19 protein-coding genes are annotated in these 22,638 nt (G+C 72.3%); 6 read left to right on the top strand and 13 right to left on the bottom strand.

The window, feature by feature from the left end; translation table 11 throughout:
* Nucleotides 1–85: 85 nt before the first annotated feature.
* Nucleotides 86–433 carry a chorismate mutase gene (locus tag O7611_RS24375; protein WP_194801356.1) on the top strand — a complete coding sequence of 116 codons (348 nt, stop codon included), beginning with the start codon at nucleotides 86–88 and terminating at the stop codon, nucleotides 431–433.
* Nucleotides 434–506: 73 nt separating this feature from the next.
* On the opposite strand, the gene O7611_RS24380 is transcribed toward O7611_RS24375, so the two are convergent.
* From O7611_RS24380 to O7611_RS24410, 7 genes are all read right to left on the bottom strand, one after another.
* Complete coding sequence (locus O7611_RS24380) at nucleotides 507–1,523, bottom strand: ABC transporter ATP-binding protein (RefSeq protein ID WP_194801357.1); 1,017 nt, start codon at nucleotides 1,521–1,523, stop codon at nucleotides 507–509.
* Entirely contained in the window at nucleotides 1,516–2,544 is a 1,029-nt protein-coding gene (locus O7611_RS24385) for an ABC transporter ATP-binding protein (protein ID WP_269698160.1), read from the bottom strand. The genes O7611_RS24380 and O7611_RS24385 overlap by 8 nt, the downstream gene beginning before the upstream one ends.
* Nucleotides 2,545–2,569: 25 nt before the next feature.
* Nucleotides 2,570–3,553, bottom strand: coding sequence for an ABC transporter permease (locus O7611_RS24390; RefSeq protein WP_269697640.1), 984 nt, complete (start codon nucleotides 3,551–3,553; stop codon nucleotides 2,570–2,572).
* A gap of 75 nt (nucleotides 3,554–3,628) precedes the next feature.
* Nucleotides 3,629–4,555: an ABC transporter permease gene (locus O7611_RS24395; protein ID WP_194801359.1), complete on the bottom strand. Its 927-nt coding sequence runs from the start codon at nucleotides 4,553–4,555 to the stop codon at nucleotides 3,629–3,631.
* A gap of 146 nt (nucleotides 4,556–4,701) precedes the next feature.
* Nucleotides 4,702–6,345, bottom strand: coding sequence for a peptide ABC transporter substrate-binding protein (locus tag O7611_RS24400; RefSeq protein WP_194801360.1), 1,644 nt, complete (start codon nucleotides 6,343–6,345; stop codon nucleotides 4,702–4,704).
* Between the two features lie 584 nt (nucleotides 6,346–6,929).
* Nucleotides 6,930–7,607 carry a response regulator gene (locus tag O7611_RS24405; protein WP_030501521.1) on the bottom strand — a complete coding sequence of 226 codons (678 nt, stop codon included), beginning with the start codon at nucleotides 7,605–7,607 and terminating at the stop codon, nucleotides 6,930–6,932.
* Nucleotide 7,608: 1 nt separating this feature from the next.
* Nucleotides 7,609–8,859: an ATP-binding protein gene (locus O7611_RS24410; RefSeq protein WP_194801534.1), complete on the bottom strand. Its 1,251-nt coding sequence runs from the start codon at nucleotides 8,857–8,859 to the stop codon at nucleotides 7,609–7,611.
* Nucleotides 8,860–9,037: 178 nt separating this feature from the next.
* On the opposite strand from O7611_RS24410, the gene O7611_RS24415 reads away from it, so the two are divergent.
* The 3 genes from O7611_RS24415 to O7611_RS24425 all read left to right on the top strand — a co-directional run bounded on the left by O7611_RS24415 (nucleotide 9,038) and on the right by O7611_RS24425 (nucleotide 12,715).
* Nucleotides 9,038–10,897, top strand: coding sequence for a PspC domain-containing protein (locus O7611_RS24415; RefSeq protein ID WP_269697641.1), 1,860 nt, complete (start codon nucleotides 9,038–9,040; stop codon nucleotides 10,895–10,897).
* The gene (locus O7611_RS24420) at nucleotides 10,894–11,313 is read left to right on the top strand and encodes a hypothetical protein (protein ID WP_194801363.1); all 420 of its coding nucleotides are present in this window, start codon (nucleotides 10,894–10,896) and stop codon (nucleotides 11,311–11,313) included. Before O7611_RS24415 ends, O7611_RS24420 begins: the two co-directional genes overlap by 4 nt.
* Nucleotides 11,314–11,467: 154 nt before the next feature.
* Complete coding sequence (locus O7611_RS24425; protein ID WP_194801364.1) at nucleotides 11,468–12,715, top strand: phosphatidylserine decarboxylase; 1,248 nt, start codon at nucleotides 11,468–11,470, stop codon at nucleotides 12,713–12,715.
* Nucleotides 12,716–12,772: 57 nt separating this feature from the next.
* On the opposite strand, the gene O7611_RS24430 is transcribed toward O7611_RS24425, so the two are convergent.
* From O7611_RS24430 to O7611_RS24440, 3 genes are all read right to left on the bottom strand, one after another.
* Entirely contained in the window at nucleotides 12,773–13,687 is a 915-nt protein-coding gene (locus O7611_RS24430) for a CDP-alcohol phosphatidyltransferase family protein (protein ID WP_194801365.1), read from the bottom strand.
* Nucleotides 13,688–14,032: 345 nt separating this feature from the next.
* A complete protein-coding gene (locus O7611_RS24435; RefSeq protein ID WP_194801366.1) occupies nucleotides 14,033–14,944 on the bottom strand; it encodes an NUDIX hydrolase in 912 nt (303 codons plus the stop codon).
* Nucleotides 14,945–15,097: 153 nt separating this feature from the next.
* Entirely contained in the window at nucleotides 15,098–16,045 is a 948-nt protein-coding gene (locus O7611_RS24440; protein WP_120573154.1) for an NUDIX hydrolase, read from the bottom strand.
* A 144-nt stretch (nucleotides 16,046–16,189) separates the two neighbouring features.
* Here O7611_RS24440 and O7611_RS24445 point away from each other — a divergent pair, with 144 nt between their 5' ends.
* Complete coding sequence (locus O7611_RS24445; protein WP_194801367.1) at nucleotides 16,190–16,534, top strand: PspC domain-containing protein; 345 nt, start codon at nucleotides 16,190–16,192, stop codon at nucleotides 16,532–16,534.
* 6 nt (nucleotides 16,535–16,540) lie between these two features.
* Here O7611_RS24445 and guaA read toward each other — a convergent pair whose 3' ends face one another.
* Together guaA and O7611_RS24455 are read right to left on the bottom strand one after the other, a co-directional pair.
* The gene (guaA, locus tag O7611_RS24450; protein ID WP_269697642.1) at nucleotides 16,541–18,097 is read right to left on the bottom strand and encodes a glutamine-hydrolyzing GMP synthase; all 1,557 of its coding nucleotides are present in this window, start codon (nucleotides 18,095–18,097) and stop codon (nucleotides 16,541–16,543) included.
* A gap of 80 nt (nucleotides 18,098–18,177) precedes the next feature.
* Nucleotides 18,178–19,860, bottom strand: coding sequence for an FAD-dependent oxidoreductase (locus O7611_RS24455; protein WP_194801369.1), 1,683 nt, complete (start codon nucleotides 19,858–19,860; stop codon nucleotides 18,178–18,180).
* A gap of 141 nt (nucleotides 19,861–20,001) precedes the next feature.
* Here O7611_RS24455 and O7611_RS24460 point away from each other — a divergent pair, with 141 nt between their 5' ends.
* Nucleotides 20,002–21,102 carry an LCP family protein gene (locus O7611_RS24460; RefSeq protein ID WP_269697643.1) on the top strand — a complete coding sequence of 367 codons (1,101 nt, stop codon included), beginning with the start codon at nucleotides 20,002–20,004 and terminating at the stop codon, nucleotides 21,100–21,102.
* A 3-nt stretch (nucleotides 21,103–21,105) separates the two neighbouring features.
* Here O7611_RS24460 and O7611_RS24465 read toward each other — a convergent pair whose 3' ends face one another.
* Complete coding sequence (locus O7611_RS24465) at nucleotides 21,106–22,563, bottom strand: M1 family metallopeptidase (RefSeq protein ID WP_269697644.1); 1,458 nt, start codon at nucleotides 22,561–22,563, stop codon at nucleotides 21,106–21,108.
* Nucleotides 22,564–22,638: the final 75 nt, after the last annotated feature.

Here is a 22,638-nt window from a genome sequence, read left to right on the forward strand (position 1 = left end):
TACGAACCGCCCCGGGCTCCCCAGAGCCCGGGGCGTTTTCGTTCCGGGATCCGGGTACCGGGCCCGAGCCCCGAGAGGGACGACGATGATGACTGACGTGGTGGACGGCAGCCTGGCGCGCGACGGCCGGCCGGCCGGCGGCGACCCGACCGGTGCCGCGGCGGCCCGGACCGGCACCGACGACGCGGCGGCGGCGGAGCGGATCGGTGAGATCCGGCGGCGCATCGACGAGATCGACCGCACCCTCATCGCGCTCTGGCAGGAGCGGGCCGCGCTCTCCCAGGAGGTCGGCGCGACCCGGATGGCCTCCGGCGGCACCCGGCTGGTGCTCTCCCGCGAGCGGGAGATCCTGGAACGGTTCCGCGCCGAGCTCGGCGCCGACGGCACGCAGCTCGCGCTCCTGCTGCTGCGCGCCGGTCGCGGCCCGCTGTGACGCGGTGACGTCCCCGGATACGACGAACCGCCTGCCGGCGTCGAGCTGACGCCGGCAGGCGGTCCGGAACGGATCAGGCCACCTCGTGGGTGACGACGATCTCCCGCTTCTCCGCGAAGTGGCAGGCGCTCGGGTGGTCCGAGCCCGACCGGATCTGGAGCAGCGGCACCTCCTGGGCGCAGACGTCCTGCGCCTTCCAGCACCGGGTGCGGAACCGGCAGCCCGAGGGCGGGCTTACCGGCGACGGCACGTCGCCCTGGAGCCGGATGATCGCCTTGCTCTCGCGCACGGTCGGGTCCGGCACCGGCACCGCCGACAGCAGCGCCTGGGTGTACGGGTGGGTCGGCCGCTCGTAGATCTCGTCCTCGGTGCCGATCTCCACCATCTTGCCCAGGTACATCACGGCGACCCGGTCGGAGAGGTGCCGCACCACGGACAGGTCGTGGGCGATGAAGACGTACGACAGCCCGAACTCGGCCTGGAGCTTCTCCAGCAGGTTCATCACCTGGGCCTGGATCGAGACGTCCAGGGCCGACACCGGCTCGTCGCAGACGATCACCTCGGGCCGCAGCGCCAGCGCCCGGGCGATGCCGATGCGCTGCCGCTGGCCGCCGGAGAACTGGTGCGGGTACCGGTTGATGTGCTCCGGGTTGAGGCCGACCAGGTCGAGCAGCTCCTTGACCTTGCCGCGCCGGCTGCCGCGCGGAGCCACCTCGGGGTGGATCTCGAACGGCTCGCCGATCAGGTCACCCACAGTCATCCGGGGGTTCAGCGAGGTGTACGGGTCCTGCATCACCAGCTGGATCTGCCGGCGCAGCCGCCGCAGCGCGCCACCGGAGAGCTTGGAGATGTCCTGGCCCTTGTAGAGCACCTGACCGGAGGTCGGCTTCTCCAGGTTCATCAGCACGCGGGCGAGCGTCGACTTGCCGCAGCCCGACTCGCCGACCACGCCGAGCGTCTCGCCGGCCTTGAGGTCGAAGGAGACGCCGTCGACCGCCTTGACCTGGCCGATGGTCTTCTTGAACACCACGCCCCGGGTCACGGGGTAGTGCTTGACCAGGTCGCGGACCTCGATGATGTGTTCAGTCACGGTTCACCAGTTCCTCGGCGAAGTGGCAGGCGCTGGCCCGGCCGTTGCCCAGTTGCAGCAGCGGCGGGACCTTCTCCCGGCACGCCGGCTGCGCCATCGGGCAGCGCGGGTTGAACGCGCAGCCCGTCGGGATGTTCATCAGGTTCGGCGGGAGGCCCTTGATGGTGCGGAGCTCCTGCCCCTTCTCGTCCATCCGCGGGATCGAGTTGAGCAGGCCGAGCGTGTACGGGTGTCCCGGCTTGCGGTACAGGTCGTAGACGTCGGCTTCCTCGACGATCCGGCCGGCGTACATGACCGCGATCCGGTCCGCGACGTCGGCGACCACGCCGAGGTCGTGGGTGATCAGGATCATGCCCATCTGCCGTTCCCGCTGGAGTTCGCCCAGCAGGTCCATGATCTGGGCCTGCACCGTCACGTCCAGCGCGGTGGTCGGCTCGTCGGCGATCAGCACCTCGGGGTCAAGCGCCAGCGACATGGCGATCATGGCGCGCTGCCGCATACCGCCGGAGAACTGGTGCGGGTAGTTGCTGAACCGGCCCTTGGCGTTGGGGATCTTCACCTGGTCGAGCATCTCGATCGCGCGCTTCTTGGCGTCCGAGCGGCTCATGCCGCGCCGGATGCGGAACTGCTCGGCGATCTGGAAGCCGACAGTGAAAACCGGGTTGAGGGCCGAGAGCGAGTCCTGGAAGATCATGGCGATGCCCTCGCCACGGATCCGCCGCCGCTGCTCGGGGGACATGGTGAGCATGTCCTTGCCGTGGAAGCGGACCTTGCCGCCGGTGACGAAGCCGGGCGGGGTGTCCAGGATGCCCATGATGGTCTGCGCGGTGACGCTCTTGCCGGAGCCGGACTCGCCGAGCACGGCGAGGGTCTCCCCCGCGTCGACGTGGTACGTGACTCCGTTGATGACCTTGGCGACGCCGTCCCGGGTGCGGAACTCCACCCGAAGGTCGTCGACCTCGAGCAGGCGGCCCGAGGGGCGGCCGGATCCGTCGGCGCCCGGCGAGGACTGCTCGGACACGAGAATGTCGGACAACTCAGTTCCCCTATCGGAGCTTCGGGTCGAGGGCCTCGCGGACCGCCTCGCCGAGCATGACGAAGCTCAGCACTGCGGTGACGAGGAACGCGGAGGGGAAGAACAGCAGGAACGGCGAGACCCGGATGTAGTTCTGCGCCTCGCTGATCATGATGCCCCAGGAGACCACCGGGCTCTTCAGGCCGATGCCCAGGAACGAGAGCGTGGCCTCGGCGCCGATGAACGAGCCGACCATGATCGTGCCGTAGACCAGCAGCGGGGCCAGGCAGTTCGGCAGCAGGTGCTTGAGGATGATCCGGCCGGTGCCGGCGCCGAGCGCGCGGGCCGCGACGATGTAGTCGGCCTCCTTGGTGGCGAGCACCGAGGAGCGCATCAGCCGCATCACGACCGGCCAGCTCAGCACGCTCAGGGACAGGATGACCAGGCCCATGATCGTCCACTCGCCGTTGTCGCTGCCGGACCCGTTGAACGTGGTCAGGATGACGATCGATCCGAGCACGAACGGCAGGCCGAAGAAGATGTCCGCCACGCGGGACAGCAGCGCGTCCACCCAGCCGCCGCGGTAGCCGGCGATGATGCCCATCGCGCCACCGACGAGAAGCGTCAGGACGGTGGAGACCACCGCGACCACGATCGAGGCACGGGCGCCGTAGATGACCCGGGCGTAGACGTCACGGCCCTGCACGTCGTAACCGAACCAGGCGGAGGACGAGGGCTCGACCCGGCTGCGCTCCAGCGTGCCGTTCACGGCGTCGCCGGAGGTGAACAGGAACGGGAAGGCCGCCATCACGAGGAACAGCACGATGAAGGTCGCCGAGATCCAGAACAGCGGCTTGCGGCGCAGGTCGATCCAGGCGTCGCCGAGCAGGCCACGGGGCTTCTGCTGCTTCGCGCTCTCCGGCAGGCCGGCGTTTGTGGGAGCGCCCGAACCGGCCTCGGTGGGCATGGTCGCGGGCGGCGTCGACACGATCGACGCGGTACTCGGGTCACTCATGCCCGCACCTCGCTGCGCTCGGCGCGGGCGTGGTTGCCCGCGCAGACTGCTGGGAAGAATCGTTCGCTGCGACGGTCACTCATAGCGGATCCTCGGGTCGAGGGCGGCGTAGAGCAGGTCGACCACCAGGTTCATGATGAGATAGACGAGCACCAGCACCACCACGATGCCGACAACGGTAGCGCTCTCCTTCGTCACGATCGAGCGGAGCACCTGGCGGCCGATGCCGTTGATACCGAAGATGCCCTCCGTCACGATCGCGCCGCCCATCAGGGCGCCGAGGTCGGTGCCGAGCAGGGTGACGACCGGGATGAGCGAGTTGCGCAGCAGGTGCACGCCGACCACGCGGCGCATGGGCAGGCCCTTGGCGATCGCGGTACGCACGTAGTCGGCACGCCGGTTCTCGGCGATGCTCGTACGCGCCACCCGGGCGATGTACGCCATCGATGCGCTTCCGAGCACGAAGCCCGGCACGATCAGTTCACTGAACCGCATCTCGTTGGACACGGTCGGGTTGATGATGCCCCACTTCACACCGAGCAGCCACTGCAGCACGAAGCCGATGACGAAGACGGGCAGGGCGATCAGGAAGAGGGTGGAGACCAGGACCAGGTTGTCCAGGAAGCCGTTGCGCCGCAGGCCGGTGAGAATGCCCGCGCCGAGACCGATCACGGCCTCGATGGCGAGGGCTACCACCGCCAGCTTCAGGGTGTTCGGGTACGACGTGGCGATGATGTCGCTGATCTCGCGACCGCCGAACGTGATCCCGAAGTCCCCCTGCACGAGGTTCTTCATGTAGCTCGCGTACTGCACCCAGATCGACTCGTCGAGGTTGTACTTCTCGGTCATCATGGCCCGGTAGTTGGGCGGGCAACCGCGGTCGCCGCACTTACCGGCGAAGGGGTCACCGGGCACGGACCAGACGAGCCAGTAGATCAGGAACGTCGTACCGATGAACACCGGCACGAGTTGCAGCAGCCGTCTCAAGAGATAACGGCCCATGGGGTGGTCCTCCAGACAGGGAGCGCCGGGGCGGGCCGGCGCGGCGGCGACAACGTTGCGAGGGGTTCGTTGTACACCCCCTCGCGGAACGGCCCCGGGTCGGGCTCACCGGTAGGCGAGCCCGACCCGGGGTCAGACCGTTCGGATCAGAGCTCGACCGAGGTGATGTCGAGCTCACCGACGTTGGACAGCTCCAGCTTCTTGATCTTCTCCGAGTGGCCGGACTGCTGGCCACCGAAGTAGATCGGCATGGAGGGGACGTCCTGGTCGATCAGCTTGACGGCCTCAGCGAACTTCTTGTGGGCCTCCTCGAGGCTGGGGGCCGCGGAGGCCTCCTTGGCGAGGGCGTCCACCTGCGGGTTGCTGTACTTGCCGTCGTTCGAGGAACCACCGGTGACGTAGAGCGGGTTGATCCAGTTCTCGACGTCCGGGTAGTCCTGCTGCCAACCGGCCCGGTAGGCACCGGTCATCTTGTAGGCGTTGATGTTGGCGCGGAAGACCGCGAAGGTCGGCACGCCGACGGCAACCGCGTCGATGTTCAGGTTGGTCTTGATCTGCTGCGCGACGGCCTCCATCCACTCCTTGTGGCTGGCGTCCGCGTTGTACGACAGGGTCAGCTTGCCCTGGAAGCCACCGGCCTCCTGGAGGAGCTGCTTGGCCTGGGCCACGTCGAACTTGCAGGCGGTGCAGTTGCCCGGCTCGGCGCCCGGGGTCAGCGGGTTGGCCCAGCTGTCGGCCGGCTTGCGGTTACCGAAGAAGATCTTGTCGGTGATCGACTGCCGGTCGATGGACAGCGAGATCGCCTTGCGCAGCTTCGGGTTCTGGAAGCGCTTGTCGTAGATCGGGAAGGCGATGATGCCGGTCGACGGGGTGGTCGAGGCCATGGCCCGGTCGCCCAGGTCGGTCTTCCACTTCTCACCGGCCAGCGCGGAGACCGGAACCTGCTGCTGGAAGTCCAGGTTGCCGGCGAGCAGGTCGTTGTACGCCGCCGTGTCGTCCTGGTAGATCTTGACGGTGACGTCCTTGATCTTCATCTTGTCGCGCAGGCTGTAGTCGTCGAAGCGGGTCAGCTTGATCTCGACGTCGTCCTGCCAGGAGACGAGGCTCACCGGGCCGTTACCGATCGGCTTCTTGCCGAAGTCGGCCGGGGTGGACGAGAAGAACGCGTCCGGCAGCGGCATGAAGGCGCTGTAGCCCAGCTTGGTCGGGAACACGGCGGTCGGCGCGGAGAGCGTGACCTCGAAGTTCCAGTCGTCGACGACCTTCAGGCCGGACATCTCCTTGGCCTTCGGCTCCGGGGCCTTCTGCGGGCCGTCCGGGCCGTCCGGGTCCTCGGTGAAGACCTCGTCGAAGCCCTGGATGTCGGAGAAGAAGGAGGCGTTCTGCGCGCCGTTCGGGCCGTACGCAGCCCAGTTCCAGGCCTTGACGAAGCTCTCGGCCTTGACGGTGGTGCCGTCGTGGAACTTGGTGTTCTGCTTGATCTTGATCTTGAAGACCTTCGAGTCGCTCGTGTCGATCGACTCGGCGAGCAGGTTCTGCGGCGCCCCACCGTTGTTGGGGTACTCGACCAGGCCGCTCCACAGCCAGTCGACGACCTTGCCGCCACCGGTCTCGGTGGTGTTCGCCGGAACCAGGGGGTTCTCCGGCTGGGTGCCGTCGATGACGATCGCGCCGTCCTTGCTGGCGCCGGCGTCGCCACCGTCGTTGTTCCCGCTGGAGCAGCCGGACGCGACGAGCGCGAATGCCGCGCCCACCGCGAGCGCGCCGCTCGCCCGCTTCGAGACTCTCATTCCGAGGGGCCTCCTCTTTCTAACCTGGTTCCGTCGTGAGTTTCACGCACGTCTTTGGGGGTGACACCACCGGCGACCCGAACCGCAGGACACCGGTTTACCGCAGAGGAATTCGGGACACCCCAGGGGTACCGATCCGCCGGGCGCCACACCCTGGACGAGGCACCGCGCAGGGTCGGCGGCCACGCAGCGGCGCGAAAGACGGCGTCACGTGGTCGACGGGCCCGACGAGGTGCCTCACACCGGGGGGTGAGGTGCTGCCACTGTGACACCAACCGGCCCTTTCCGTGAAGGTGCCGTTATCAAGCCGTTAGTTGGTCGCCACGTTGCCGATACTTGAGAAAAGATCACAAAGCGCACGGACGATAGGGCCCTGAACAGGCAAGACGGGCATAGAAGGGTCGACAAGCATCCCTGCGCCAGGGAGGTTGTGACGTTCACCGCGCCGGTCTCGGCGCCTCCCACGGGCAGGCGACTGTCGCGTTTTCTGTCCGTCCGGATGATGCCACGCCGACTGAGCGGGCGACAGCGTCACCCAGGGGTACGAGGCCGCCGAGGCCCCGCCCCCGGCGGACGCGGGATTCCTAGACCAGCCGGCGGTCGGCGGCCCAGCGGGACAGCTCGTACCGGTTCGACATCTGGAGCTTGCGCAACACGTTGGAGACGTGCGTCTCGACCGTCTTGATCGAGATGTACAGCTCCTTGGCGATCTCCTTGTACGCGTAGCCCCGGGCGAGCAGCCGCAGCACCTCGCGCTCGCGGTTGGTGAGCTGGTCCAGCTCGGGATCGGCCACCGGCGCGTCCGGCCGGGAGGCGAACGCGTCGAGCACGAACCCGGCCAGCCGCGGGCTGAACACGGCGTCGCCGTCGGCCACCCGCCGGATCGCGTCGGTCAGCTCCTCCGGCGAGATCGTCTTCGTGACGTACCCCCGCGCGCCGGCGCGGATCAGGCCGATCACGTCCTCGGCGGCGTCGGAGACGCTCAGCGCCAGGAACCGCACCTGCGGGTGGGTACGCCGCATCGCCTCCAGCACCGCGCGGCCGCCGCCGTCGGGCATGTGCACGTCGAGCAGCACCACGTCCGGCGCGGTGGCCGCGATCCGGGTCACCGCCTCGGCCACCGAGCTGGCCTCGCCGACCACCTCCACCCGCGCCCCCAGCTCGGCGCGGACGCCGGCCCGGAACATCGCGTGGTCGTCGACGAGGAACACCCGCAGCGGCCCGCGCGGAGCCGTACCCTCGACCGGTTCCTGCTCGGACATGTCACTTGTCCCTTTCCGCCGTGGAGCCGGAGCCGCTGATCGGCAGGATCAGCCGGACCTCGGTCCCTTCACCCGGCTCGGACCGGATCTCCGCCCGGCCGCCGTGCCGCTTCATCCGTCCGATGATCGAGCCCCGGACGCCGTGCCGGTGATTCTCCACCGTATCCGGGTCGAAGCCCTTGCCCCGGTCCCGGACGAACACGCTCACCTGCTCCGGCTCCACCTCGGCGTACAGCGAGACGGTCTGCACGCCGGCGTGCCGGGCCGCGTTGACCAGGGCCTCCCGGGCGGCGGCCACGATCGCGCCCACCTTCTCGTCGGTCTCCCGGTCGCCGACCACCACCACCTCGACGGTGATGGCGAACGTGTCCTCCACCTCGGCGGCGGCCTGCTCCAGCGCGGCCGCGAAGCGCTCGGTGGGCGACGCGGTCGGTTTGTAGAGCCAGTTGCGCAGCGAGCGCTCCTGACCGCGGGCCAGCCGCTGCACCGTCTTGACGTCGCTGGCGTTGCGCTGGATCAGGGCCAGCGTGTGCAGCACCTGGTCGTGCACCATCGCGGCCAGTTCGGCGCGCTCCTGCTCCCGGATGCGGCCCTCCCGCTCGGAGCGGAGCTGGTTCCAGGTGCGCCAGAGCACCGGACCGGTGACCACACCCACGCCGGCCAGCCCGACCAGCGCGAAGATCACGCCGTTGAGCACCGCGTCGAAGTTCTGCGCCGGCGAGTAGACGGCGGCCACGCCGATGATGCCGACCGCGACGAGCACGCCGCCGCCGATGAAGCGCAGCACGAACGCGCGCCTGTCGCTCTCCTCCACCACCGCGCCCAGCCAGGGCACCGCCGAGTCGCCCCACTGCCGGCGGCGCTCCGGGGCGGCCTGGTGCCAGATGACGCCCGCGCCGACCGCGATGATCGCCACCAGCCAGCCGGCGGTGCCGGCCGCGCCCACCGAGTTGAACGCCACCACCTGGAGCAGCAGCACGCCGAGCCCGATCACCACGAACGGCAGCAGCTGGGCCGGGTCACGGCGGGGCGGGACGGCGGTGTCGCCGGGGCGGGGCGGGACCACTGCCCAGAAGGCGGCGTAGAGCAGCAGCCCGAGCCCGCTCAGCCCGAGCAGCACCATGAACGCCACGCGTACCCGCAGCACCGGGATGCCCAGGTGCTCGGCGATGCCCGCGGCCACGCCGGCGGCCAGCCGGTGCTCGGTGGCCCGGTAGAGGCGCGGGGCGTGCGGGGCGGGGGTGCTGCTGATCGGAGGCTCCCAGGTCGAGGCGGATGTGCCGGCGGCGCGCCGACGCTCAGATCGTCACACGGTTGCGAGGCCGCGGACCACGGGGACGCCCCGGAGTTTCACCGGCGGCGGATCTCAGGGTGGGGTCAGGGTCGGGTCCGGAGGCTGCTCGGGCGGCCGGGGCAGCAGTATCGAAGGCATGAACGAGGACGCTGCCCGTCCGCCCCGCCCCTGGGCGGCAGCACAGGACACCCCGCCGCCGCCCCCGCCGGGACCGGCGCCCGCCACCGACCAGGCGAGCCCGCCGCCCGGCGGCACGCCGTTCGCCGGTCCACCACCCGGTGGGTACGCCCCACCGCCCGGCGCCGCCGGCTTCACCACCCGGTACGGCCTGGTACGCCCCCGCGAGGGCCGCTACCTGGCCGGGGTGTGCGCCGCCATCGGCCGGGCCACGAACACCGATCCGGTGCTGTGGCGCGTGCTGCTGGCCGTGCTCGGCTTCTTCGGCGGCATCGGCATCATCGTGTACGTCGCAGGCTGGCTGATCATCCCTGGCGAGGGCGACACCGCCTCCCCGGTGGAGGCCATGCTCGGCCGGGGCCGGTCCAGCATGTCGCCGATCACGGTGATCGTGCTCGGCATCGTGGTGGCGCTCGGCTTCGCCTACGTGGTCACGGACGGGTTCCGGGCGATCCTGCTCGGTGCGGTGATCCTGATCGGCGGCGCGCTCCTGCTCAACCGCGAGCAGCGCGGCCCGGCGCAGCGGCCGGCTCAGCCGGTGCCGCCGCACGGTCCCCCGCCGGGTCCGGTGCCGCCGGTGGCCTGGCCCGCGCCGCCGGCCCCGGCGCCGGGTACGTGGACCGCGGCTCCCCCCGCGGCCCCGTGGACCGGCACGCCCGCCGGACCGGCACACCCCGGCGCGGCGCCGTCCGGCGGCCTGCCCGTCGAGCCCGGCTACCCGCCGGCCGGCCGGCCCGAGCCGGGCTATCCCCCGGTGCCCGCCTCCCCGGCGCCCTCCGCCGAGCGGGGCTACCCGCCGGCGTCCTCCCCCGAGCCCGGTTCCGAGCCGGGGCGCCCGGTCACGTCCGAGGCGGAGCGCGAGCCGGGCCCCTCCGGGCCCGCTACCGGCTACCCGACGCTGCCGGCGCCGGGCTGGCCCGCCGCGGCAGGGACCCGGCCGGGCCCGTCCGAGCCGACGACGGTAGGGATGCGGCACGTGACCGGGCCGGTCGCCGACACCGCCGCCTGGCCCGCGTACGGCGGGAACCCGGGCGCACGCGACGCCGGTGCCCGGCTGGACGAGCCGGTCGCCGTGCCGCCGCCCGCGCCGGTCGGCGCACCGCTGCCGCCCGGCGGGTACCGGCCGCCGTTCGCCCCGCACGGCCCCTACGCCGGATCGCCGCCAGTCACGCCACCGGTACGGCCGCCGCGACCGCCGAAGCGGCCCAAGGAGCGCTCGCCGCTCGGCGCGATCACGTTCTCGCTGATCTTCCTGGCGCTCGGCGTGGTGGCGATGCTCGACCTGCTCGACGTCTTTCCGGTCGGCGCCGCCGGCTACTTCGCCGCGGTGCTCGCGACCATCGGCCTCGGCCTGCTCGTCGGCACCTGGTTCGGCCGGGCGCGGTGGCTGATCGCCCTGGGCCTGGTGACCGCGGCGGCGCTCGGCATCGCCACGGTCGCCGAGTCCTACGACCGGGTACGCGGCATCGACGGCAACGTCACCTGGGCCCCGACCGACCTGCGCGACCTGGCGAACCGGTACGAGAACAACCTCGGTGACGCCACGCTCGACCTGCGCGGGATCGACTTCGACAAGCAGGACGTACAGGTGACGGTCGACGTGAACCTCGGCAACGCGACAGTGGTCGTACCGCCGGACGTCGACGTCACCACGGTGGCCGACGTGAACGCCGGCGACGCCACCGTCTTCGGCCGGAGCAGCGGCGGGCTCGGCGGTCGTCAGTGGGAGACCACCGATGTCGGCGCCGACGGTCCCGGTGGGGGCAAGCTGCGCCTCTTCGTCCACGTGAACGCCGGCAAGCTGGAGGTGACCCGGTGAAGGCACACCGTACCGACGTGGTGTCGTTCGCTTTCGGACTCGTCTTCCTCGGCCTGTCCGTCTGGTGGCTGCTGGCCCGGATCCTCGGTCTCTCCGTACCGCCGGTCGGCTGGTTCCTGGCCGGTGGGCTGGTGCTGATCGGCCTCCTCGGACTGATCGGCGCGCTGCGCTCGGGTCGCGCACCGGAGCAACCCGCGACGCCGCCCACGCCGGACGTCACGGTCTCGGCGCCGTACGGCTCCCCCGCCGCCGGCCCGGAGACGGCCGCCGGCCCGGGGACGCCCGACGGCGCCGACGAGTGGGCCATCGAGGCCACCACGGACTCCGCGGAACCGGCCACCCGCGAACTGCCGGCGCTCGATCCACCGGCCGACGAGGCGGCTCCCCAACGCCGTACGCCGGGGGATCCGGCCTGACCGCGCCACTGCGGCGCCCTTCGGACGCGGCCTATGCTGGTCGGCGGAGATCTCGCCTCCGCCGGCCGGCCCCGCCCCCGACCATGCCGGAGCCGCCGGTCGGGTCGCCGGAGCCGCCCCGTCCGTTCGCTATCTCGTCAGGAGCCCGTCCGACATGACCCAGTCCCCCGCCGTGCGTGTCACCGGTCCCACCGGTGCGGTCCGCATCGGCGAGCGCGCCGCCCGCACGCTCGTCAGCGAGTTCGCCCGGCGTAACGACCCGAAGGCCGGCCTGCTGGTCGGCGCGACCCCGGAGTCCGCGGTGCTGGCCGCCGCGGTCGAGGCACTGCTGCCCGGCGACCGGCTCACCGTGGTGCCGGCGGAGGGCGCCGCGGCGGCCGCGCTGCGCGACCACGTCACCGCGCAGGGCCGCTGGGTCGCCGACCGGGTACGCGTGGTCGACACCCTCGCCGAGGCGGACGCCGCCGCGGTGGTGGTCGTCGCCGAGCCGTTCACCGGCAGCGCGGACGAGGCGCGCGTCGCGATCGACGGGCTGGCGAAATACCTGGCCGAGGGCGCGGTGCTGAGCGTCGCCGCGCCGCTGTTCCGCACCGAGGGCGCCGACGGCGAGCTGGACCGGCAGGGCGTGCTCCACGGCGTACGCAGCGACCTGGTGCTGCGCAACACCCCGCCGGTACGCGTGCACCACCTGCGGTTCACCCCGGCACCGGTGGCGCTCGCGGCCTCGCTGTCCCCGGCGTACCGGCCGTCGAGCGTGCCGCTGACCCGGGGCATGCACATCGACTCCAACGGCGTGGCCGCGGCGGGCATCACGCTCGGCCTGGCCGCCCTGGCCCGGGCCGCGCGGCCGAAGTCGAAGCTCTGGCTGCTGCCGGCGCTGGCCGCCGCGCCGGTGGCCGCGTTCTTCCGGGACCCGGAGCGGGACGTGCCGGAGGACCCGTCGGCGGTCGTCGCCTCGGCGGACGGTCAGGTGCTGTCCGTGCAGCGCCTGCAGGACGAGCGCTTCGGTGACGGCGAGTGGCTGCGGATCGCGGTGTTCCTGTCGGTGCTGGACGTGCACGTCAACCGCTCCCCGGTGGCCGGCAAGGTGGTCGACTACTTCGTCGCCGACGGCGGGTTCGTCAACGCCATGAAGCCTGATGCCGAGCACAACGTGGCGGCGTACACGGTGCTGGACACCGACCACGGCACCGTCGTGGTGGCGCAGCGCACCGGGCTGATCGCCCGCCGGATCGTGCAGCGGGCGCCTGTCGGCTCGCTGCTGGCCCGGGGTGAGCGCTTCGGCCTGATCCGGTTCGGCTCGCGTACCGACGTCTACCTGCCGGCCGACGCCGCGGACCCGCTGGTCGGTCCGGGCGACAAGGTGGTCGGCGGTGCGACGGTGATCGCCCGCTGGCGCTGAGCGCCGGACACGAAGAAGGGGCGCCGCTGCAGCGGCGCCCCTTCTTGCGTTCTCGGATCAGGCCGTACGGCGCTGATGCAGCCAGAGCAGCGGCCCGCTGACCAGGTAGCCCACCACCACGAACGCGAAGGTGAGCCGGATGTCGACGAGCGCGCCGATCACCGGGGCCAGCCAGAGCCACGGCGGCAGCTTCAGCAGCCGGGCGAGCTTCGCGTACGGGAAGCTGGACACCATGGCGAAGGCGAGCAGCGCCACGCCGGCCACCATGACCAGGCCGGGGACCGGCACGCCGATCGCCACGGTCAGGGCGAGCACCGCCGCCGCCATGGTGGTCGGCACGCCGCAGAAGAAGCGGCCGTCCTTCGGCGAGACGTTGAACCGGGCGAGACGGATCGCCGCGCAGGCGGCGACGAGCGCGCAGGAGACCGCGGCGGCCGCCGGGGGCACCGAACCGGCCAGCGAGGCGTAGACCACTACCGGCGCGGCGAGGCCGAACGAGCACATGTCGGCGAGCGAGTCCATCTGCGCGCCGAACGGGCTGGCCACCCCGAGCTTGCGGGCCAGCGCGCCGTCGAGGCCGTCGAACGCGACGCACGCGATCAGGCAGATCGCGGCGAGCTGCACGTCACCGCGCATGGCCAGGAAGATGGCCAGCATGCCGAGCATGAGGCTGCTCAGCGTGCACGCGTTGACGAGCGCGAACTTGGCCCGGCGGGCGGCGGTGCGCTCACCCGGCAGGAGCGGGATCGACATCGCCGGGGACTCGTCGTCGACCGGGGTGGCCGGGGCGAGCGCCGGGCTCACCGGGCGTACCGCTTCGATGTCGGTGTCGAGCCGGCCGTAGCGGATGCGCTGGCGGTCGGAGTAACGGTGGTCGGGGGTGACCAGGTCGGTCCCCGAGACGGCCGCGCCGTCCCGGCGGCCCACCCGGACCAGCAGCACCTGGCGGGCGAACGTGCTGCTGCGGCGCAACCTGCCCGCCCAGCGACGCCCTGCGGGGCGCGGACTGTCAGTCGTACGACGCCGGCGCCATGGGGCTCTCGGCACGTTTCCTCCATCACCGGATCGGCTGGCCGCCCACGGTGGGGCGGGTGTCCGGCTGTCTCGTGCCGGACCTTTCGGGTCCGGCAGCCCTTTTGCGGAGTACACCATTGCACAGGGGACAGGGGCTTGGCGATAGCTGCCGGCGGTACTTATATCTCCCTTAACCGCGCGAACCGCCCACTCATTCCCATCTCGGGCCTCAACGCCCGTTTTCGTCGGTCAGCCGTACTTCCGACTGTACCGGAGGTCACCCAGGGCGGCTCGGCGAGCGATTCAGCTCACCCGCTGCCCGGTGGCCCGGGCCGCCACGTCGGTCATCGACAGACCGGTGACCTGCTCCCTGTCGAACCAGGCGGCCCGCGCGGTCGAGCCGCCGGCCAGCTCGGTCACCACCGCGTCGGTCGGCGCGTCCACCCGTACCCGGTAGATCACCCGGACGCCGTGCCAGTCCAGCGGGCGGCCCTCCGGCCCGAGCGCGGCCGGATTGTGCAGGTTGTCCACGGCGATCAGGTCGACCACCCGGCCCAGCTGCCCGGCCTCCTCGACCAGCTCGCGCAGCAGCCCGGCGGCCGGTTGCTCGCCGTGGTCGGTGCCGCCCCCGGGCAGGTGCCAGCGACCCGCGCCCGGATACCCGTCGGCGATCATGGTGAGCAGCACCCGGTCGGCCGGGTCGGTGACCAGCCCGTACGCGGCGAAGCGCTGCCGGCGGTCGACGGACGGCCCGGCCGGTCCGCCGGGCAGCGCCCGGGGCAGGCCGGTCGGCAGCGGAGTCACCGGCAGGCCGAGCAGCTCGGCGGTGAACGGCATCAGCGCCCGGGTGGCGGCCTCCTCGGGGGCGAACCAGCCGACCTCGTCGCTGCCGCCGGCCGGCTCGGGCCGCAGCCGTCCGCCGCGCGCCTCCACCTCGAAGATCAGCCGATCGGTGTGCAGCGCGATCCCCAGGTCGGCGAACGCGGCCACGTCGGCCACCGCGGCCCGGATCGTGCCGGGCGCCACGGTCAGGCCGGTCTCCTCGGCGAACTCGCGTACCACGGTGTCGGCCGGGTGCTCCGCGTGCTCGACGCTGCCACCGGGCAGCTGCCACACCCCCGGGTACGGGCACCGCGCCGAGCCACGCGCCAGCAACACCCGCCCCTCGGAGTCCCGCAACACCCCGTAGGCCCCGACCCGCCGCAGCTGTTCCACCCGCACCACTCCCCCGCACCCGAGCGACCCACTCCGTCGATCATGAGGTTAGCGGTACCGAGGCGGACATTTCGCGCCGTCAACTTCATGATCGCCGGGGTGAGGGCCCGGGGTGGGGCCCGGGTGAGGGGCCGGGGTGGGGCCGGGGCGGGGCTAGAGGAGGTGGGCGGCCTGGACTGCTTCGGCCGTCACCTCGGTGAGGCGGTCGGTGGGGAGGGCGCCGAGTTCCTCGCGGCGGAACCAGCGGGCCTCGCAGGTGGAGCCGCCGATGTCGGCCACGGTGGGCGGGGCGGGCTGGTCGACCACCACCCGGTAGAAGGCGCGTACGCCGTGCCAGTCGATCGGGTAGCCCTCCGGGCCGAGCGAGGCGGCGTCCCGGTGGCTGGCCACCCCGAGCAGCTCGACCAGGCGGCCGGTCTGACCGGTCTCCTCGACCAGTTCGCGGATCAGCGCCGCGCCCGGCTGCTCGCCGTAGTCGGTGCCGCCGCCGGGCAGGTGCCAGCAGCCGGCACCCGGGTAGCCGTCGGACACCCGGGTCAGCAGTACGCGCTCCTCCGGGTCGGTCACCACCGCGTACGCGGCGAAGCGCTGCGCCCGGTGCAGCCCGTCCGGGCCGGGGACGGCGTAGAACGAGGGGAACTCGGGCACCTCCTCCGGCACGATGTCGTCGGTGGAGGTGGGCAGGCCCAGGGCACGTGCGGTGAACGACCGCAGCGGAAGCTCCCGGGCCTCGTCGAGGGTGAACCAGCGGGCCAGGTCGGTCGGGCGGTCGACCCGCTCGGTGAGCGTCCCGCCGCGGACCGACACGGTGTAGAGCAGCCGGTCGGTGTGGATCGTGATGCGCCGCTCGGGCAGCGCCCGCATGTCGGCGAGCACGTCCTGGAGGCCGGCGACCGCCACCGAGAGCCCGGTCTCGGCCGCGGTCTCCCGGACGACTGTGTGTTTGGGGTCCTCACCGTGGTCGACCGCGCCTCCGGGGAGCGACCAGGTGCCGGGGGTGCCGGAGCGCTCCGATGCGCGGACCAGCAACACTCGGCCGTTTGAATCAGCACAAACTGCGTATGCCGCGATCCTGCGGAGCGGCTCCAGCGAGGTGGTCACGGGAGCAAATTCTCCCCGGAGCGGGTTACCGACATCGAAAAGAGTCAGATTCCTGACTCTCCGCTGGCGTCTCAGGGACGGTTCAGGGTAAGCGTCCGGGCGGTCACCGAGGTCGGCCGCCGCAGCGCGCGGGACCGTTGACACATGACCTTCCCGAACCCCTCCCAGGCCCCGTACAAGCAGCTCCGCCGACCGGTCAGCGACCGCATGATCGCCGGTGTGGCGAGCGGCCTCGGCCGCTACTTCGCCGCCGACCCCACGCTGATCCGGGTGATCTTCGCGACCGCCACGGTGCTCACCGGCGGGCTCGCCGCGCTCGCGTACCCGATCATGTGGTTCCTGATGCCCGAGGAGCCGGCCGGCGCGCCCGCCTGGCCGCACCCGCCGGGGACCGCGCCCGGCTGGCCGCCGGTCCCGCCGGCTACGCCGACCGAGCCGCGGACGCCGGGCGGGCCGCAGACCGGACCGCAGACGCCGCCGGCGGCCTGAGCCGCGTCACTCCCACTCGATGGTGCCCGGCGGCTTGCTCGTCACGTCCAGGACCACGCGGTTGACCTCGGCGACCTCGTTGGTGATCCGGGTGGAGATCCGGGCCACCACGTCGTAGGGCAGCCGGGACCAGTCGGCGGTCATCGCGTCCTCGCTGGAGACCGGGCGCAGCACCACCGGGTGACCGTAGGTGCGCCCGTCGCCCTGCACCCCGACGCTGCGGACGTCGGCCAGCAGCACCACCGGGAACTGCCAGACGCCCCGGTCCAGACCGGCCGCGGTCAGCTCCTGCCGGGCGATCAGGTCGGCCTTGCGGAGCACGGCGAGGCGCTCCTCGTCGACCGCGCCGATGATCCGGATGGCCAGGCCGGGGCCGGGGAACGGGTGCCGCCAGACCATCGCCTCTGGCAGTCCCAGCTCCAGGCCGATCGTGCGGACCTCGTCCTTGAACAGCGTGCGCAGCGGCTCGACCAGGGAGAACTTCAGGTCCTCGGGCAGGCCGCCGACGTTGTGGTGGCTCTTGATGTTCGCGGTGCCGGTGCCGCCGCCGGACTCCACCACGTCCGGGTAGAGCGTGCCCTGCACGAGGAATTCCACGTCGCCGTGCGCGGCGATCTCCCGCGCGGCGGCCTCGAAGACGCGGATGAACTCCCGGCCGATGATCTTGCGCTTCTGCTCCGGGTCGGTCACCCCGGCGAGCGCGCTCAGGAACCGCTCCCGCGCGTCGACCACCTTGAGCTTGATGCCGGTCGCCGCGACGTAGTCCTTCTCGACCTGCTCGGCCTCACCGGCCCGCAGCAGACCGTGGTCCACGAACACGCAGGTGAGCTGGTCACCCACGGCGCGGTGGACGAGCGCCGCGGCGACCGCCGAGTCGACGCCGCCGGAGAGGCCGCAGATGACCTCCTTGTCGCCCACCTGCTCGCGGATCCGGGCGACCTGCTCGTCGATGATGTTCGACGGCGTCCAGGTGGGCGCGATGCCGGCGATGTCGTAGAGGAAGCGGGTGAGCATCTCCTGGCCGTGCGCGGTGTGCCCGACCTCGGGGTGGAACTGCACGCCGGCGCGGCGGCCGGCCAGGTCCTCGAACGCGGCGACCGGGGCGCCCGCCGACTCGGCGGTGACGGTGAAGCCCTCCGGCGCCTCGGTGACGCAGTCGCCGTGGCTCATCCAGACCGGCAGGTCGGCCGGCAGGTCGCGCAGCAGCACGCCCGGCTCGGTCAGGCGCGGGCGCAGCGGGGTGCCGCCGTACTCGCGGTTGCCGGTGCGCGCGACGGTGCCGCCGAGCGCCTGGGCCATGGCCTGGAAGCCGTAGCAGATGCCGAAGACCGGTACGCCGGTCTCGAACATGCCGGCGTCGATCTGCGGGGCGCCCGGTGCGTAGACGCTGGACGGGCCACCGGACAGGATGATCGCGGCCGGGTTCTTCGCCAGCATCTCGGACACCGGCATGGAATGCGGGACGATCTCCGAGTAGACCTTCGCCTCGCGGACACGGCGCGCGATGAGCTGGGCGTACTGGGCTCCGAAGTCCACCACGAGGACGGGGCGAGGCGTGCTCATGTGCGCAAAGCCTACCGACAGTCACCGGCCGCGCGGACGCGCCCCGGCGGTGTGGCGGGGTGAACCTTGCGACGGCCTCCTCAGCGCAGGGCGGCGGGGGCGTGCGCGGGGACGGCGGGCCGCCGCGGCGGGACCGGCTCCACCCGGGTGTACGCCGACCCGAGCGCCGGACGCGGGTCCACCTCGTCCTTGTTCGGCCAGTACGACATGGCCCGCTCGGCCTGCGCGGTGATCGTCAGCGACGGGTTGACGCCCAGGTTCGCCGAGACCGCCGCGCCGTCCACCACGTGCAGCCCCGGGTGGCCGTACACCCGGTGCCAGGGGTCGATCACGCCCTCGTCCGGGGTGGCGCCGATGACCGCGCCGCCGAGGATGTGCGCGGTCACCGGGATGTTGAACGGCTCGGTGACCGCCCCGCCCGGGGTGCCGCCGATCTCCTCGGCGAGCAGCCGGGCCGCGGTGTTGCCGGCCGGGATCCAGGTCGGGTTGGGCGCGCCGTGGCCGGGGCCGGAGACCAGCCGCCCCCGGCGGTAGCGGGTGGTCAGCGAGTTGTCGACCGACTGCATGACGAGCGCGATCACGGTGCGCTCGGACCACCGGCGTACCGACAGCATCCGCGCCGCCAGCACGGGCTGCCGGACGATGCTGCCCAGCCAGCGCCGGGCGCGGCGGGGACCGCCGTCGACGAGCAGTGACTGGAGCAGGCCCATCGCGTTGGAGCCCTTGCCGTACCGGACCGGCTCGATGTGGGTCTGCGGGTCGGGGTGGAACGAGCTGGTGATCGCCACCCCCTCGGTGAAGTCGAGGCCGCGCTTCCGGGCCGCGCCGGGCGCCACCGAGGCGCCGAGGATGGCCTCGGAGTTGGTGCGGGTCAGCTCGCCCAGCCGGGGCGAGAGCGCCGGCAGCGCGCCGGTCGCCTTCATCTCGTGCAGCAGCCGCTGGGTGCCGAGCGCGCCGGCCGCGAAGACCACCTGGTCGGCGTGGATCACCTCGCGCCGCTTGCGCAGCCAGGCGCCGGTGCGTTCGGTGTGCACCGCGTACCCGCCGGCCGGGTCCGGGCGGACGGCGGTCACGGTGGTCAGCGGGTGCACCTGCACGCCGAGCCGCTCGGCCAGCCAGAGGTAGTTCTTCACCAGCGTGTTCTTGGCGCCGTGCCGGCAGCCGGTCATGCACGATCCGCAGTGGCTGCACCCGGTGCGGTCCGGTCCGGCCCCGCCGAAGTACGGGTCGGCCACCCGCTCGCCGGGCCGCCCGATGTGCACCCCGACCGGCGTCGGGTGGTAGGTGTGCGCCACCCCCATCCGCTCGGCCACCGCGCGGACGGCCTGGTCCGCGCGGGTGTCGATCGGGTACGTGGTGACGCCGAGCATCCGCTTCGCCTGGTCGTAGTGGCGGGCCAGCTCGTCGCGCCAGTCGGTGATGTCCCGCCACTGCGGGTCGGCGTAGAACGCGTCGAGCGGCTCGTAGAGCGTGTTCGCGTAGACGAGCGAGCCGCCGCCCACACCGGCGCCGGAGAGCACCAGCACGCCGCCGCCGGCCTTGCGGTCGGCCGAGCGCAGCAGCGTGATCCGCTGGAGCCCGAAGCAGCCGAGCCGGGGCGCCCAGAGGAACCGTCGCGCCCGCCAGGACGTACGCGGGAACTCGTCGTCGGCGAAGCGCCGCCCCGCCTCCAGGACGCCCACCGTGTAGCCCTTCTCGGCCAGCCGGAGCGCGGTGACGCTGCCGCCGAAGCCCGAACCGATGACGAGCACGTCGTAACGCATGAACGCATCATTACCGACCGGTAGCTATGGCGCCAGCGAGTGTTTTTCGCAGATCATGCAGAGCGCTCGATTCGCCGGGATTCCCGCCGCTGCAACCTCCGGCGGCTCCCGGCGCGTCGAACACCACGGGGAGGAACGAACGTGACGAGACGACGCCTGCTGGGCCTGGCCGCACTGGTCGCGGCGCTGCTGGTGGCCACCGGAGCGGTGGTGACCACCCGGCTGGTGGCGAACCGCCCGGCCGCCCCGGTCGCCGGCCCGAGCACCGCGCCGCCGCCCTCACCGACGCCCGCCCCGACCACCGCCAGCCCGACACCCCCGCCCGGCGCCGACCTGAAGGGCCCGCTCAACCTGCTGCTCGTCGGCGTGGACACCCGGGTCAGCATCCCCGGCTGGGAGCCGCACGCCGACGCGGTGCTGCTGCTGCACATACCGGCCGGGCTGGACCGGGCGTACCTGTTCTCGCTCCCCCGCGACCTGGTCGTGGACATCCCCGCCTACCCGAAGGCCCGCTACCCGGGCGGCCGCACCAAGCTCACCCACGCGATGAGCTACGGCAGCCGGGTGCCGGGCGACAAGCGCAACCCCAGCACCGCCCAGGGGTACGAGCTGCTGCGCACCACCGTCTCCCGCTACACCGGTCTGCGCATCGACGCCGGCGCGGTGATCACGTTCGGCGGCTTCGACAAGCTGGTGGACACGCTCGGCGGGGTGGACCTCTACGTCGACCAGCGGGTCGAGTCCCGGCACCGCCGCCCGGACGGCACCATGCGGACGCTGACCGGCGGCGGCTACACCGGGCCGCAGATGGTCTACCAGAAGGGCACCCGGCACCTGACCGGCTGGCAGGCGCTGGACTACGCGCGGCAGCGCTACACCGCGGGCGGCGACTACACCCGGCAGCGGCACCAGCAGCAACTGCTCCGGGCGCTGGCCCGCAAGATCCTCGACCAGGGCACGGCCCGCGACCCGCAGCGGGTCGAGCAGGTGGTGGCCGCGCTGGGCAGGACCCTGGTGTACGCCGGGGGCGGCCGGAAGCTGATCGACTACGCGTACGTCCTGGGTGGCCTGCCGGCCGACCGGCTCACGCTCGTCGTGCTGCCCGGCGCCGGGGTGAGCAGCGGCGGCGCGTACCGGGGTGAGCAGCTCAAGCCGCTCGGCCGTGACTTCCTCAGCGCACTGCGCGGTGGGCGGGCCGACGCGTTCCTGGCCGCCCACCCGTCGCTGCGCGTCAAGAACTGACGCCTACAGCGGTTTCGGGGCCGGCGGGCGCTCGGTGCCGTACAGCCACGGGTCGAAGACCTTCGCCAGCTTCCTGCCGGTGATCCGCTCGGCCAGCGCCACGAAGTCGGCGGTGGTGGCGTTGCCGTTCTTCCGCTCCGCGGCCCAGGTGCGCAGGATCGCGAAGAACGCGGTGTCCCCCACCGCCACCCGCAGCGCGTGCACGGTCATCCCGCCCCGGTCGTAGACCGAGCGGCTGAACAGGTTCGCGACGCCCGGCTTGCCCGGCGGCGTACGCCACACCTGCCCGCCGGCGTTCGCATACTTCTGCTCGAACGTGCGCTGCACCGTGGTCGAGCCGGTGTGCTCGGCCCACAGCCACTCGGCGTACGTGGCCAGCCCCTCGTTGAGCCAGATGTCCTGCCAGCGCTGGATCGACACGCTGTTGCCGTACCACTGGTGGGCCAGCTCGTGCGCGACCACGCCGGTGTTGTCGCCCTGCCGGAAGAAGCTCGCCGAGTAGACCGGCCGGCTCTGCGTCTCCAGCGCGTACCGGATGCGATCGTCGGCGATCACCACGCCGCCGTACGAGTCGAACGGGTACGGACCGAAGACGCTCTCCAGGTAGTCGGCGACCTCGATAGTGCGCGCGAGGGACCGGTCCGGCGCGCCCTCCGCCACCAGTGTGGTGACCGCGTTGTAGACCGGCCGTCCCTTGTGCTCCCCGGTGGTGACCCGGAACTTCCCGATCGCCACCGTGGTCAGGTAGCTGGCCGCCGGCGCGGTCTCCGACCACTTCCAGGTGGTCCAGGCGCCGCTTGTCGTCTTCCCCTTCGGCACGCCGTTGGAGACCGCCGTCAGTCCCTTCGGAACGGTGATCTCCATGTCGTAGGTGGCCTTGTCCGAGGGGTGGTCGTTGACCGGGAACCAGGTGCTGGCCGACTCCGGCTGACCGAGCGCGATCGCCCCGTCGACGGTGTGCAGCCAGCCGCCCTCGCCCAGCGACTCGGTACGCAGCGGCTCCGGCCGGCCGTCGTACCGGATCTCGGCGGTGAACCCGTTGCCGGAGGTCAGCCCGATCGCCGGGGTGATCACCAGCTCGTCCTCGGACCGGCTGTGCCGGGCGGCGGTGCCGTCCACTGTCACCGAGCGGACGGTCAACCCGGCCAGGTCCAGGTTGAACGCGGACAGGTCGGCGGTGGCGGTGGCCCGCAGTGTGGTGGTGCCGCTGAGCTTGTCCGTCTCCGGGTCGTAGCGCACCTTCACGGTGTAGTGCGCGACGTCGTACCCGCCGTTGCCGTAGCTCGGGAAGTACGCGTCACCGGCGCCGTCCGCGCCCGGCGCGAAGCTGCGCGAGGCCGCCGGCGCGGGGGTGGCCGGGGACGTCGGGCCGGGGTCCAGCTCGGCCGAACCGCAGCCCGCGACCAGCAGCGTGCCGCAGGTCAGCAAGCCGATCCGTCGTCGTGCGCCGCGCCGCGTCATCGCCTCGATCCTCCCGGGCCCGTTCGGCGGCCCCGCCCACGGGCCGCTCCGACCGCGGCAGCCTACCCAGCGGCG

The organism is Micromonospora sp. WMMC273, from assembly GCF_027460285.1.
GTDB classification, from domain to species: domain Bacteria; phylum Actinomycetota; class Actinomycetes; order Mycobacteriales; family Micromonosporaceae; genus Micromonospora; species Micromonospora aurantiaca.

What these genes read in the sequence shown, in the direction of transcription:
- O7611_RS24375 (WP_194801356.1), top strand. Translation starts at nt 86, where the DNA reads ATGATGACTGACGTGGTGGACGGCAGCCTGGCGCGCGACGGCCGGCCG.
- O7611_RS24390 (WP_269697640.1), bottom strand. Translation starts at nt 3,553, where the DNA reads ATGAGTGACCCGAGTACCGCGTCGATCGTGTCGACGCCGCCCGCGACC.
- O7611_RS24395 (WP_194801359.1), bottom strand. Translation starts at nt 4,555, where the DNA reads ATGGGCCGTTATCTCTTGAGACGGCTGCTGCAACTCGTGCCGGTGTTC.
- O7611_RS24400 (WP_194801360.1), bottom strand. Translation starts at nt 6,345, where the DNA reads ATGAGAGTCTCGAAGCGGGCGAGCGGCGCGCTCGCGGTGGGCGCGGCA.
- O7611_RS24405 (WP_030501521.1), bottom strand. Translation starts at nt 7,607, where the DNA reads ATGTCCGAGCAGGAACCGGTCGAGGGTACGGCTCCGCGCGGGCCGCTG.
- O7611_RS24415 (WP_269697641.1), top strand. Translation starts at nt 9,038, where the DNA reads ATGAACGAGGACGCTGCCCGTCCGCCCCGCCCCTGGGCGGCAGCACAG.
- O7611_RS24425 (WP_194801364.1), top strand. Translation starts at nt 11,468, where the DNA reads ATGACCCAGTCCCCCGCCGTGCGTGTCACCGGTCCCACCGGTGCGGTC.
- O7611_RS24445 (WP_194801367.1), top strand. Translation starts at nt 16,190, where the DNA reads ATGACCTTCCCGAACCCCTCCCAGGCCCCGTACAAGCAGCTCCGCCGA.
- guaA (WP_269697642.1), bottom strand. Translation starts at nt 18,097, where the DNA reads ATGAGCACGCCTCGCCCCGTCCTCGTGGTGGACTTCGGAGCCCAGTAC.
- O7611_RS24455 (WP_194801369.1), bottom strand. Translation starts at nt 19,860, where the DNA reads ATGCGTTACGACGTGCTCGTCATCGGTTCGGGCTTCGGCGGCAGCGTC.
- O7611_RS24465 (WP_269697644.1), bottom strand. Translation starts at nt 22,563, where the DNA reads ATGACGCGGCGCGGCGCACGACGACGGATCGGCTTGCTGACCTGCGGC.